This is a genomic window from Lutibacter flavus (genome assembly GCF_900188355.1).
Classification (GTDB): Bacteria; Bacteroidota; Bacteroidia; order Flavobacteriales; family Flavobacteriaceae; genus Lutibacter; species Lutibacter flavus.
Genome location: NZ_FZNX01000005.1, coordinates 158431 through 171674, shown reverse-complemented (window position 1 = coordinate 171674; position 13244 = coordinate 158431). Strand labels below are relative to the sequence as shown.

The following is a 13244-nucleotide window of genomic DNA, read 5'->3' as shown; positions in this document are numbered from 1 at the left end:
TTATGAATAAGTTAATTCTATAAATAAATGATAAAAACAAAAGGTAGTAAACAAAATGAAGATATAACATTGTTATTCTTGTTTTTATCATTTCTAAAAATTGGAGCAACTTCTTTTGGTGGATTTATGGCTTTAATTTCTGTAGTTCAAAAAGAATTGATTGAAAAAAGAGGCATACTTAAAGATCAGGTAATTTTAGACGGAATTTCATTAGCTTCTGTTTTACCTGGCCCAATGGCTTTTAATGTAATTATTTATATAGGTTATTATTTAAAAGGAATTAAAGGAGCACTTGTTAGTATGTTAGGTATTTTACTTCCGTCTTTTGTTATTATGTTATTGCTCTCTTTTATATATCTTGAATATGGCCAGCTACCTGCTTTAACTAACTTTTTTAAAGGTGTTTTACCTGCGGTATCAGCTATAATTGTTGCAGTTGCGGCTAATATGGCGAAAAAACATATAAAAGATTTCATACAAGTAATCATTTGTATTTTAGCAATAGGAACAATACTTTTTATTAAATCTGTATTTATAACAATTATTATAATTATTGTAAGTGGATTTTTAGGGTTTGTACTTTTTAAGAATTCTTTCAAAACGGAAGCTATCTCAGTTGTAAAACATTCAAAATATGCAAAACAATTAATTCCAAGTTTATTAGTAGTAGCTATTGTGATGTTTGTAGTATTGATTTTACCTTCATTAACCTCTGGAGAAACTTCTAAAATTACTACTATTCAAAAAGAATTAATGACAACTTTTTCAAGTATTAGTGTTACGCTGTTTGGAGGAGGTTATGTAATTATTCCTACAATGCAAGAAATAATTGTATCAGGACTTCATTGGTTAACAGAAAAAGAATTTGCAGATGCCATAGCTATGGGGCAATTAACTCCTGGACCTATTTTTATCAGTGCAACATTTATAGGTTTTAAGGTTGGTGGTATTATTGGTGCTGTAACAGCTACTCTAGCAATTTTTATTCCACCAGGTTTAGTTATGATTTTATTTTCTGAATTTTTCAATAAAATTAGAAATTCAAAAGTTATCAAAGCTGCTTTTAAGGGTTTGAGACCGGCAGTAATAGGGATGATATTTGCAGCAGCCTACACCATTGGAATTAGCATATCTTTTTCTTGGTTTGCGGTTGTAGTCTTTTTAGGTGTATTAATAGCGTCTCTTAAATTTAAAATAGATGTAGTTTATTTAATTCCATTGTCCGGAATAGCAGGATTAATATTTTTTAATTATTTTTAGATGAAAACAATAAAATCAATACAAATTATTGGTACACAAAGATCTGGGTCAAATTTATTAAGGGTAATTCTTAATCAACTTAGTGAAGTTGATGCACCTCATCCACCTCATATATTAGAAAGATTCTTTCCGTTGTTACCAAAGTATGGTGACTTGAATATTGAGGGAAATTTTGATAATTTAATAGATGATATCTGCAAATTGGTTGAATTAAATCCAGTACCATGGGAAGGATTTCAATTAAATAGAACTAAGATAAAATCATATTGCAAATCCAACTCATTAATTGAGATTTTTAAAGTAATCTATGAGTTAAAGGCAAGTTTTTCTAAGGCTACTTATTGGTGTTGCAAAAGTATGTCGAACATACATTATGCTGATAAAATAGAAGAATCAGGGATAAAACCTCTATACATTTATTTATATCGTGATGGAAGAGATGTTGCACTTTCTTTTAGAAAGGCAATTGTAGGAGAAAAACACATGTACCATTTAGCAAAAAAATGGAAAGAGGAACAAGATTTATGTGTTCAATTGAAAGAAAAATTAGGAAATAGTAGAGTTTTCCTAATTAGTTATGAAGAACTTTTGAATGACTCTGAGGGGGTTTTAAAGCGACTATGTAACTTTTTAAAAGTGCCTTATAATAATTCCATGTTAACCTACTATAGTTCAAATGAATCTAATATTACAGCAGATTCTGGCAAAATGTGGGAAAATTTATCACAACCTATTATAAAAAACAATTTTAATAAGTTTTCAAAAGAATTGAGTGATGACCAAATTAAAATATTTGAACATGTTGCAGGGTCGACTCTTTTAAGATTGAATTACAATAGATATTTAGCAGAAGTAGGAGATAATTTTTATTCAGAAGATGAAATTGAAAAATTCAATGTTGAAAATAAATTATTAAAACAGATAGCCGCTTCAAATTTAAGCGAAAAAGATCGTGAAAAAAGAAAAGGTCAATCCAATTTAGTAAAAGAAATTATTGAAAGATAAAAATATAAGGAAATTTATTAATTCTAATAATATAATATTCAAAAATGATTAAATCTACAATAGAGAATAATAAAAGAAACACTTTAATTCCAATAATTATTATTGCAGGCTTATTTTTTATATTCGGTTTTGTTACTTGGATTAATGGTGCATTAATTCCATTTATGAAAACCATTAATGAATTAACTGATGCTCAATCCTACTTAGTAGCATCAGCGTCATATATTTCTTTTGTAGTAATGGCATTGCCAGCTTCTTACATTTTAAATAAAATAGGCTATAGAAAAGGGATGTCTTTGGGACTATTTATAATGGCTATTGGAGCTTTGGTTTTTATACCAGCAGCAGAAGCAAGAACTTATTGGGTATTTTTAACGGGAATCTTTATACAAGGTGTAGGAATGACGATATTACAAACTGCAGCCAATCCATATATTACTATTTTAGGACCGATTGAAAGCGGTGCAAAGCGTATAGCTATTATGGGAATAGCCAATAAAACTGCAGGTGCTTTGGGATCTTTAATTTTTGGAGCGTTATTACTTTCAGGCATAGATGAAGTCAAAGAAAAGTTAGGAACAGTTTCTCTTGAGGAGAAAGCTGTACTGTTAGATACCATGGCAGATAGTGTTTTTACTCCATATTTAGTGATGGCAATAGTGTTATTTGTATTGGCACTATTAATTAGAAAAGCACCTCTTCCGCACGTAGAAGCAGCCCCAGTAGATGAAAAGAACGTTGGAAAAACAGCAAAGACCAATATCTTTCAGTTTCCACATTTATGGTTGGGCGTTTTAACACTATTTGTTTACGTAGGAGCAGAAGTTATAGCAGGTGATACCATAATTGCTTATGGTATTTCATTAGGTTTTCCAGCTACTGATGCAAAATTCTTTACAACACTTACCCTTTTAGCTATGGTAGCTACTTATGCATTGGGTGTGTTTTTAATTCCAAAGTATTTAAAACAAGGAACAGCACTTAGAATTAGTGCAGCCTTAGGAATTATATTTAGCATATGTATTTTATCAACAACTGGATTTACCTCCATTTTATTTGTAGCTGCCTTGGGTATCGCCAATGCTTTGGTTTGGCCTGCAGTATGGCCTTTAACATTAGAAGGATTAGGTAAATTCACAAAAACAGCTTCAGCCTTATTAATTATGGCAATTTCTGGAGGCGCTATCATACCACCCTTATATGGAAGGTTAGTAGATGCAAATAAGCATGAATTGATTGCAAATGGAATTAATGAATCTGATGCCTTGGCAACTGCTGCAACAAGCAGTTACTGGATTTTAATTCCGTGTTATGCATTCATTCTGTTTTTTGCCATTTGGGGGCATAAATACAAAAGTTGGTTAAGAAAATAAAAAAACTAGAAAAAAGAATTGAAAACTTAAAGAAAAATACAATGTTAAAAAGTAATATTGACAAAGCCACAGGATTTGAAAAGCGATTTGAGAATATAGATACGGTAGTTTTTGAAGACTCAATTTCAGCATCTAAAGCTGTTGCAAAAGAAATAGCAGCGCTAATTAGGGTGAAACAAGCTCAAAAACAGCCTTGTATATTAGGGCTTGCAACAGGGTCTTCACCTAAGAGTTTATATGCAGAGCTTGTGCGTTTGCATAAAGAAGAAGGATTGAGTTTTAAAAATGTAATCACTTTTAATTTAGATGAATACTATCCTATGGATCCTAATTCAGTAAATAGCTATGTGCGTTTTATGAAAGAATTATTGCTGGATAAGGTAGATATACTAAAAGAAAATTATCACATTCCTGATGGAACATTGACCAAAGCGGAAATTGCAGAATATTGTAACGACTATGAAGCCAAAATAGAAGCATTAGGTGGACTTGATTTGCAAATTTTAGGAATTGGAGGTAATGGACATATCGGATTTAATGAATCTGGTTCATTACAAAATTCAAAAACTCGATTGGTTGCTTTAGATCATATCACAAGAGTAGCTGCCAGTAAAGATTTTTTAGGATTGGGAAATACCCCAAGAACAGCAATTACATTAGGAGTTAAAAAAATAATGGAAGCCAAGCGAGTTATTTTAATGGCTTGGGGGGAAGGAAAATCAAATATAGTTAGAACATCAGTTGAAGGAGAAGTTACCAATCAAGTGCCAGCTTCTTTTTTACAAGAACACAATAATGCTGTTTTTATTTTAGACAAAGAAGCCTCTTCAAAATTAACAAGAATCAATACACCTTGGCTGGTAGAGCAAATTGAGTGGACAGATAAAATGATACGAAAAGCTGTTTTAGGTTTAGCACAACATTTAAAGAAACCAATTTTAATGCTTACCGATGCAGATTATATTGAAAACGGTATGAGTGATTTGTTAGCTGATTCTGGTCCGGCATACGATATCAATATTCTAATATTTAACAAATTACAAAATACCATTACAGGTTGGCCAGGGGGTAAACCAAATGCAGACGATAGTAAAAGACCAGAAAGAGCCATTCCAGCAAAAAAGAAGGTACTTATTTTTAGTCCTCATCCTGACGATGATATCATAAGTATGGGAGGTACTTTTATTCGTTTACAACAACAAGGACACGAAGTTCACGTGGCATATCAAACTTCAGGAAATATAGCAGTTGCGGATAGTGAAGCACTAAGGTTTGCAAGTTTTGTTTGTGATTACAATGATAAGTTTGGAATAAAAAGTGTAGAGGCTGAGAATATCTATAAAAAAGCAATTAAGTTTTTAAAGAATAAAAAAGATAGTGAAATTGATATTTCGGAGGTTCGTTATATCAAAGGATTGATTCGTAAAGGTGAGGCTAGGTCAACTTCACATTTTGTAGGACTGCCAGATAGTCAAATCCATTTTATGGAACTACCTTTTTACGAAACAGGAACCATTGAAAAAAAGCCTTTAGGTGAAGAAGATGTTCAATTAACAATGAATCTTATTGAGAAAATAAAACCACATCAAATTTATGCGGCAGGTGATTTAGCCGATCCACATGGCACTCATAAAGTTTGTTTAGACGCTATTTTTGAAGCAGTTAAAATATTAAAACCAAAACCATTTATGAAGGATTGTTGGGTTTGGTTGTACAGAGGTGCATGGCAAGAATGGGAAATTGATGAAATTGAAATGGCAGTCCCATTAAGCCCGGACCAGGTATTAGAAAAACGACATGGTATTTTTATTCACCAATCGCAAAAAGATGGTGTCGTTTTTCAAGGAACCGACAGTCGAGAATTTTGGCAAAGAGCTGAAGTTAGAAACAGCGAAACGGCAGCTTTATATGACCAGTTAGGAATGGCAAGTTATGCAGCTATGGAGGCTTTTGTGAGATGGAAGTTTTAATTAATAAATAAAATTAAGAGCATGTTTTTAATTGCAGATAGTGGTTCAACAAAATGTGATTGGGTGTTGTTCAAAAGTAACGAAAAGGAACCAATCAGATTTAGAACAAAGGGATTAAATCCTTCAATCTTAAAAAGAGAGGCGCTTCAACAAATAATTTCTGAAAATGAAACTCTTTTAAGTTTTTCTAATGAAATTACCTCAATTTATTTTTTTGGCGCTGGTTGCAATACTCAAAACAGTATTCAATTAATTGAAGATATTTTATCTACTTTTTTTACAAATGCAACATTTATTGTAAAAGAAGACACTATGGCTGCTATTTGGGCTACTACAAATAAACCTGCTGTGTTGTGTATTTTAGGAACGGGCTCTAATTGTTGTTTTTATGATGGTAAAAATATACAGTCAAAAACACCTTCAATGGGCTATTTATTAATGGATGAAGCAAGCGGTAATTACTATGGAAAAGAGCTTTTAAAAAGTTACTATTACAATCAAATGCCAAATGAATTAAAAGTTGCGTTTGAAAATGATTTTCTTTTAAATGTAAATGATGTGATTAACAATTTATATCAATCTGAAACACCTAATAAATATTTAGCTGAATTTGCTGTGTTCTTGTTTAAATATAAAGAACATGATTTAATGGACAGGATTATTCGAGAAGGTATTGCTAAATTTATAGATAACCAGCTCTTACAATTTAGAGAAGAATTGAAAACTTTGCCTTTGTATTTTGTAGGTTCTATTGCTTATTACGCACAAGACTATATTAATTCAGCATTAAAGGAAAAAGGAATTAAGGTTTCAGGTTTTATAAAAAGACCTATTGAGAATGTAATTCTCAAAATAAAAGCAGAAAATATTTTAGTCTAAGTTTCATAAATATTTACGCAATTAGATTAGAATAGAAAATAATTAATGTTAAGAAAAAAGGAGTATTGGCCAATATTATTTTTCAAATAGCTATTAGCTATGATGACCTTTTATTAAAAAAAAGACAAATGGGTATTAGTAAACAAAATATCTTATTTGACGCAAAAAAATAATTAAATAAAAAATTAAAATATAATGAGAGTAACAATTTTTATTCTATCCTGTTTGTTAACTGTTTCCTGTTCGAATAAATATAGCGTAGCAGAAAATTCTAGTCAAGATTATTTAATAATCCCGCAACCATTATCAATGGAAATTTTAACTGGAAAATTTTTAATAGATGCTAATACTAAAGTTGCAGGTGACAATTATTTAGAAAAAGAAGGGCAATTTTTAGCCGATATTTTAAGTGCAGATTCAGGACAAAATGTACCATTTTCTTCGGAAGTTAATAATGGAAATATCATTCTTAAATTAGATTCTACAATTGAAAATGAAGAAGGTTATGAATTAACTGTAAAATACAATAAAATTGTAATATCGGGTAAGACCTCTAAAGGTGTTTTTTATGGAATACAAACCTTAAGACAATTGATTCCTATTGCAATGAAGAAGGATGATGTTACATTAAATGGATTAACAATTCCTGCGGTAACTATTAAGGACAATCCAAGATATCAATATAGAGGAATGCATTTAGATGTTGCTCGCCATTTTTTTTCAGTAGACTTTGTTAAAAAGTACATTGATTTAATAGCAATGCACAAAATGAATACCTTTCATTGGCATTTAACAGAAGATCAAGGTTGGAGAATTGAAATAAAAAAATACCCAAAATTAACTGAGGTTGGAGCTTGGAGAAATGGAACAATAATTGGGCACCATCCAGGTACAGGTAATGATGAAAAAGAATATGGGGGTTTTTATACACAAGAAGAAATTAAAGATATTGTAAAATACGCATCAGAAAGGCACGTAAATGTAATTCCTGAAATTGAATTACCTGGGCACGGTGGGGCGGCAATTGCAGCATATCCTTTTTTAAGTTGTTTTCCTGAAGAACCTACAAAAATTTTTAACGACATGGGTTCTAAACAAGGAAAAGAAATTCAAGCCAATGGTACCCCGAAAATTGTTGTGGAAACTTGGGGAGTAATGGATGATGTGTTTTGTGCTGGAAAAGAGGAAACATTTAAATTTTTAGAAGATGTTTTGGCTGAAGTTATTCCATTATTTCCATCACAATATATCCATATTGGAGGGGATGAATGTCCAAAAGGGAATTGGAAAAGATGTGACCAGTGTCAAAAAAGAATGGAAAGCTTGGGCTTAAAGGATGAACTCGAACTACAAAGCTATTTTATTAATCGTATTGAAAAATATGTAAATGCCAATGGTAAAAAAATTATTGGTTGGGATGAGGTTCTAGAAGGAGGGCTAGCACCTAATGCGGCAATAATGTCTTGGAGGGGAACAAAAGGGGGAATAGAGGCAGCAAAGCAACATCACGATGTTGTTATGACGCCTGAACATACTGTTTATTTTGATTATTATCAAAATAAAGACAAAAACAATGAACCATTAGCAATTGGAGGATTGACAACTGTTGAAGATGTTTATAGCTATGAACCAACTCCAATAGAATTAACAAATGAAGAACAAAAGTACATTTTAGGAGCCCAAGCAAATGTTTGGAGCGAATATATGGAAACTACAGATTATGTTGAATATATGATTTTGCCAAGAATGACTGCCTTGTCCGAAGTAGTTTGGTCTTCTAAAGAATCTAGAAATTGGCAAGATTTTAGTAAACGTTTAAAATATTTTACGAAAAGGTATGATGCTATGGGTTTAAATTACGCTAAACACACATTTAAAAATTAATATTTACTAAATGTACTGTATAAATTAATACTTGTCTTAAGCGATTAGCATTCACCTTGAAATTAGTTTTATTGATTTTATTTTTCAATATATAGTTTAGGAAGCAAGGAAACAATCCCCTTGATGAAGAAATAAAATCCTTAACACTTGAAGCTATTGTTAAGTAAATATGAAATATAAAAATAACAAATGACAAAGAAAGTATTAATATCATCGTTACTTATTTTTATTTTAGGTTTAAACTTAAAGGTTGTTTCACAGGAAAAAACTTTAGTCGAAACAATTGTAACATTTAAAGTAAGAGGGTTTCATCTTGATTTACGTATTCAAGTAATGACTCCGGAAGCATTAAAAAGCTTTACCAAAGAACTGGCTGGTTTTGGCATTAACGCATTGGTACTTGAATGGGAAGCTACTTATCCCTTCGAAAAACAAGCAACAATATCAAATGAACTTTCTTATACAAGAGAAGAGGTGAAATCATTTATTGATTATTGTCAACAGATTGGAATTGAAGTAATTCCGCTTCAGCAATGTTTTGGACATGTGGAATATATTCTTAGAAATGAACGGTATAGTCAATTAAAGGAAGACAAGAAGGATATATCGCAACTTTGCCCTCTCAAAATTGAGGAAAATAGAAATCTTTTTACAGATTTATTTACGGATATGGCATTGATGCACAACTCTGATTATATTCACATTGGAGGTGATGAAACTTATTTACTTGGTCATTGTTCAGAATGCTCACTAAAAGCGGCTAATGAAGGCAAATCAAAATTATTTGTTGATTATATGAAAATGATGTGTGAAATTGTGGTTAAATTAGGGAAAAAACCTATTATGTGGGCCGATATCCTTTTGAAGTATCCTGAGGCAGTTGATGAATTGCCTAAGGAAACCATTTTCATCGATTGGAACTATGGATGGAAAACAAACCACTTTGGCGATATAGAAAATCTTCAGCAAAAAGGATTTACCTTTTGGGGAGCACCCGCTATCAGAAGCCATCCAGATAATTGGTACATTACCTATTGGGAGAAGCATTTTAATAATCAACGAGACTTTATACCTTATGCCAGAAAGGCTGAATATGAGGGATTGATAATGACTTCTTGGTCTACTTCTGGCCTGTATGGGTTCACATGGGATGTAGGTAATAAGGTAATAGATATGGAACAAATAAGAAATACATATCCATTGTCTGGTTTTCGCATACTGGTCGCATCTTATTCCGAGGCATTAAAAAATGAAGAACCTATAAACCCGAAAAACTTTGTAATTAATTATGGTATTGAAAGATTTGGTTTTATAAAAAGAGATGGAGAAAAATTATGGCAGGCTCTTTCCTCTTCTCCTGAACTAATATTCAATGGCAAACCTGAAGTCAGTAATTCGATAGCTGAAATGAGGTCAAATTCAAATCTGGCTCGTGAATTATTGTATAGTTTAAAGCCCTTAAAGAATAAAAAAGAATTTGAACACTATAAGTTAATGGCAGATTTTCGGAATCATTATTTAGCCTTTAGGGAACTTGAATCTTTCTATAATTCAGATCAATTTACAGTCAATCATTCAAAAAAATTGATTGAAGAACTGAAAGAGTTGTTGGTCCAATCTAAAGAATTAGATCAGCGTTTTTTTGAATTGAACAAAGGATTTTTGTATGACTCTGAGATAGATGACCAAAACAGGATTAGGAATCTTGGATTAAATATATTGTACAATCGATTAACTAAATTAAAGGGTTGACTTTTAATTTATGTAAATTAATTATAAAAACCATTTTTTATTTGAGGTAAATGAGTAGGATGAAAAATTATAATGTAAAATGTATTGAAAAAGACACATTGACAATAACTGGCAATGGAGTCAATTCCATATGGAATAAAGCGGAGGTTTTAACTGATTTTGTGTCTCCTTGGGATAAAAAAGAGCCAGAAAAAATAGAATTCCGGGCTATATGGGATACTAAAAATCTATTTTTTTGTTTTACCGTTTATGATAAGATGGTTCACATAGATGAAAAAGATGATAGTGTTGACAGCATTGGAAATTCTGACAGGGTAGAACTTTTTTTCAGAACTGATAAATCACTTAATCCTTATTATTGTTTAGAAATTGATCCTGTCCCAAGAATTATGGATTTTATGGCATATCCAAATAAAAATTTTAATTTCAACTGGAGCTGGCCAAAAAATGACCTTATTGTTAAATCTCAAATAAGCTGTAATAATTTCACGGTTGAAATAGCAATTAGTATAGCATCATTAAGAAATTTAAATCTGATAAATGGTAATAAAATTGAAGCTGGGATTTTTCGTGCAAAATATAATGAACAAGAAAATTCAATTTATGAACCTACTTGGATATCCTGGGTCAATCTAAATACTGAAACCCCTAACTTTCACACTCCTAGTTCTTTTGGTGTGTTAAATTTAATGGAACAGTAAAAAGAATTTAAATAACAATTTAACAAAAAATCAACACAAAAATAAATTGAAAAGTTAAGAAATCAAAAATAATATATCCAACTAAACTTTCATAAAATGATAATAGAGCGACTAAAATTTATATTTAATCAGTTTGAGCATTCTTCTGAATTTCTGTCATATGAGGTGTTAGCATCTGGGCATATTAATGATACTTATTTAATAAGAACTACCCAAAAACCATATTTTGTGTTACAACGTGTTAATCATTCCGTATTTAAAGATGTTCCTGGTCTTATTACGAATAAGGTAAATGTCAGCAAGCATTTGCAAAAAAAATTGGCATATTTACCTGAAAGTGAACTAAAACGACGTGTACTTTCATTTGTGAAAATAAAAAAAGGAGAATCATATTATTTCGAGCATGATGGAAATTATTGGAATATGATGGTTTTTATAGCTGATAGCACGACATTTGAAACGGTAAAAAACGAAGAGATTGCTTATGAAGGCGGAAAATTATTCGGGTATTTTTTAAATCTCACAAGCGATTTTGATGCGGCTAAATTAACGGAGGTTATTCCAAAATTTCATGATATGTCTTTTCGCTTTTCGCAATTTGAGGATGCTTTAAAAGTCGCTACAGCTGGAAGATTAAAACAAGGCAAGAAATATATAGCTCAAGTAGGGAGTTTAAGGGAAGAAATGCATATTCTGCAACGATTAAAAGAATCTGGTGAAATAAAATTAAGGGTAACTCATAACGATACCAAAATATCAAACGCATTGTTTGATTTAAACAATAAAGGACTATGTGTAATTGATACAGATACCGTAATGCCGGGAATTGTTCATTATGATTTTGGGGATGCCATACGAACCATTTGTAATACGGCTGCCGAAGATGAAAAAAATCTTGAACTCGTAAATTTTAATCAGGTTTATTATAAAGCTTATGTTAAAGGATTCCTGGAAGAGATGAAATCAGCACTTTCTCCAATAGAAATAAAACACCTTCCTCTTGGCGCAAAAACAATGATATTTATTATGGCAATTCGCTTTTTAACAGATTTTTTAAATGGAGATATTTATTATAAAATAGATTATCCGGAGCACAATTTGGATCGTGCCAAAAATCAATTTAAACTTATAGAAAGCCTTTCCGAAAAATTTGAATAGATGGAAATAAGCAATTCTTCATTTTAAGATTTATCTAATTAAATGCATAAATATTATCAGAAAAAGAATGTTTATGTTTAATCTATTTAATGCAATAAATTTGAAAAATATTTTGCTTGAAGCCAAGCTTTTATGAAGTGCCGGCTTTGACACTTCTGAGGTGACTTTCTTTAAAGAAGCGAACCTTAATCCCTATAAAAAATTAATAAATTTATTAAATAACAAGGAATGAAAAGTAGTAATGAGCAATTAAAATTAATTCGTTGGGGAATTATTGGATGTGGAAGTGTTACGGAAATTAAAAGCGGGCCACCCTATTATAAAGTAGATGGATTTGAGCTTGCTGCAGTAATGAGGCGTGACGAGATTAAAGTTATAGATTATGCGAATAGACATGGGGTAAAAAAATATTATACCAATGCAGTTGACTTAATTGAGGATCCTGAAATTGATGCTATTTATATTGCCACGCCTCCTGATAGTCATAAATATTATGGTCTTAAAGTCGCAGCAGCAGGAAAACCATGTTGTATCGAAAAACCTTTAGCACCTTGCTATAAAGATAGTATGGAAATTCATGAAGCATTTGAAAAGAGCGGGGTGCCTTTGTTTGTTGCCTATTACAGACGATCACTTCCTAGATTTAAGCAAGTTAAAGATTGGATTGATAATGGGAATATTGGTGAGATTAGGCATATAGATTGGCATTTGAGTAAGCCGGCAAATAGTTTGGATGTGTCTAAAAATTATAATTGGAGAACAGACAAATTAATTGCTGATGGAGGTTATTTTGATGATTTGGCAAGTCACGGATTAGATTTATTTGTATTTCTGCTAGGTAATGTAAAAACGGCGCATGGTATAAGTTTAAATCAGCAAGGATTGTATTCTTCAAAAGATGCAATTAGTGCTTGCTGGCTTCATGAGAATGGTGTTACTGGTGCGGGGAGTTGGAATTTCGGAAGCAATATAAGAGAAGACAAGGTCGAAATTTACGGCAGTAAAGGCAAAATAGAATTTTCGGTTTTTGACGAAGCTCCATTAGTCTTAAACAGCAGTATTCAGCAACAAAATGTTTTAATCGAAAATCCTAGAAACATTCAATTTTATCACGTGAAAAACATAAGAGACCAACTTTATGAGAATAAAGCACATCCATCAACCGGACTTTCTGCAACTCATACCAGTTGGGTAATGGATAAAATTTTAAGTAAAATATAGCCTAGTTAACTTGAGTTCGATATAAAAAAGTTAAAAATATT

At 31.4% G+C, this 13244-nt stretch carries 10 protein-coding genes; all 10 read left to right on the top strand.

Annotated features, from left to right (window positions below):
* Positions 1-27: 27 nt before the first annotated feature.
* The 10 genes from chrA (at position 28) to CHB63_RS13940 (ending at position 13203) form a co-directional block, all read left to right on the top strand.
* A complete protein-coding gene (chrA, locus tag CHB63_RS13990; RefSeq protein WP_089379109.1) occupies positions 28-1260 on the top strand; it encodes a chromate efflux transporter in 1233 nt (410 codons plus the stop codon).
* Complete coding sequence (locus CHB63_RS13985; protein ID WP_089379108.1) at positions 1261-2265, top strand: sulfotransferase family protein; 1005 nt, start codon at positions 1261-1263, stop codon at positions 2263-2265.
* Positions 2266-2309: 44 nt separating this feature from the next.
* On the top strand, positions 2310-3638 hold the full coding sequence (locus CHB63_RS13980) for a sugar MFS transporter (protein WP_089379107.1): 1329 nt from the start codon (positions 2310-2312) through the stop codon (positions 3636-3638).
* Positions 3639-3679: 41 nt separating this feature from the next.
* Positions 3680-5608: a glucosamine-6-phosphate deaminase gene (locus tag CHB63_RS13975; RefSeq protein ID WP_089379307.1), complete on the top strand. Its 1929-nt coding sequence runs from the start codon at positions 3680-3682 to the stop codon at positions 5606-5608.
* A 21-nt stretch (positions 5609-5629) separates the two neighbouring features.
* Positions 5630-6487, top strand: coding sequence for an N-acetylglucosamine kinase (locus tag CHB63_RS13970; protein WP_089379106.1), 858 nt, complete (start codon positions 5630-5632; stop codon positions 6485-6487).
* 195 nt (positions 6488-6682) lie between these two features.
* Positions 6683-8371, top strand: coding sequence for a beta-N-acetylhexosaminidase (locus tag CHB63_RS13965; RefSeq protein WP_089379105.1), 1689 nt, complete (start codon positions 6683-6685; stop codon positions 8369-8371).
* A gap of 189 nt (positions 8372-8560) precedes the next feature.
* Positions 8561-10123 carry a family 20 glycosylhydrolase gene (locus tag CHB63_RS13955; RefSeq protein ID WP_089379103.1) on the top strand — a complete coding sequence of 521 codons (1563 nt, stop codon included), beginning with the start codon at positions 8561-8563 and terminating at the stop codon, positions 10121-10123.
* 59 nt (positions 10124-10182) lie between these two features.
* Complete coding sequence (locus CHB63_RS13950) at positions 10183-10824, top strand: carbohydrate-binding family 9-like protein (RefSeq protein WP_089379102.1); 642 nt, start codon at positions 10183-10185, stop codon at positions 10822-10824.
* Positions 10825-10920: 96 nt separating this feature from the next.
* Positions 10921-11982, top strand: a complete 1062-nt coding sequence (locus tag CHB63_RS13945; protein WP_089379101.1) for a phosphotransferase enzyme family protein — start codon at positions 10921-10923, stop codon at positions 11980-11982.
* 228 nt (positions 11983-12210) lie between these two features.
* Positions 12211-13203 (top strand): Gfo/Idh/MocA family protein, encoded by a 993-nt coding sequence (locus CHB63_RS13940; protein WP_089379100.1) that lies wholly within the window; start codon positions 12211-12213, stop codon positions 13201-13203.
* Positions 13204-13244: the final 41 nt, after the last annotated feature.

Excerpts from the sequence above, each read along its gene's own strand:
- CHB63_RS13970 (WP_089379106.1), top strand. The coding sequence starts at position 5,630 with ATGTTTTTAATTGCAGATAGTGGTTCAACAAAATGTGATTGGGTGTTG.
- CHB63_RS13975 (WP_089379307.1), top strand. The coding sequence starts at position 3,680 with ATGTTAAAAAGTAATATTGACAAAGCCACAGGATTTGAAAAGCGATTT.
- CHB63_RS13940 (WP_089379100.1), top strand. The coding sequence starts at position 12,211 with ATGAAAAGTAGTAATGAGCAATTAAAATTAATTCGTTGGGGAATTATT.
- CHB63_RS13980 (WP_089379107.1), top strand. The coding sequence starts at position 2,310 with ATGATTAAATCTACAATAGAGAATAATAAAAGAAACACTTTAATTCCA.
- CHB63_RS13985 (WP_089379108.1), top strand. The coding sequence starts at position 1,261 with ATGAAAACAATAAAATCAATACAAATTATTGGTACACAAAGATCTGGG.
- CHB63_RS13965 (WP_089379105.1), top strand. The coding sequence starts at position 6,683 with ATGAGAGTAACAATTTTTATTCTATCCTGTTTGTTAACTGTTTCCTGT.
- CHB63_RS13945 (WP_089379101.1), top strand. The coding sequence starts at position 10,921 with ATGATAATAGAGCGACTAAAATTTATATTTAATCAGTTTGAGCATTCT.
- CHB63_RS13955 (WP_089379103.1), top strand. The coding sequence starts at position 8,561 with ATGACAAAGAAAGTATTAATATCATCGTTACTTATTTTTATTTTAGGT.
- CHB63_RS13950 (WP_089379102.1), top strand. The coding sequence starts at position 10,183 with ATGAAAAATTATAATGTAAAATGTATTGAAAAAGACACATTGACAATA.
- chrA (WP_089379109.1), top strand. The coding sequence starts at position 28 with ATGATAAAAACAAAAGGTAGTAAACAAAATGAAGATATAACATTGTTA.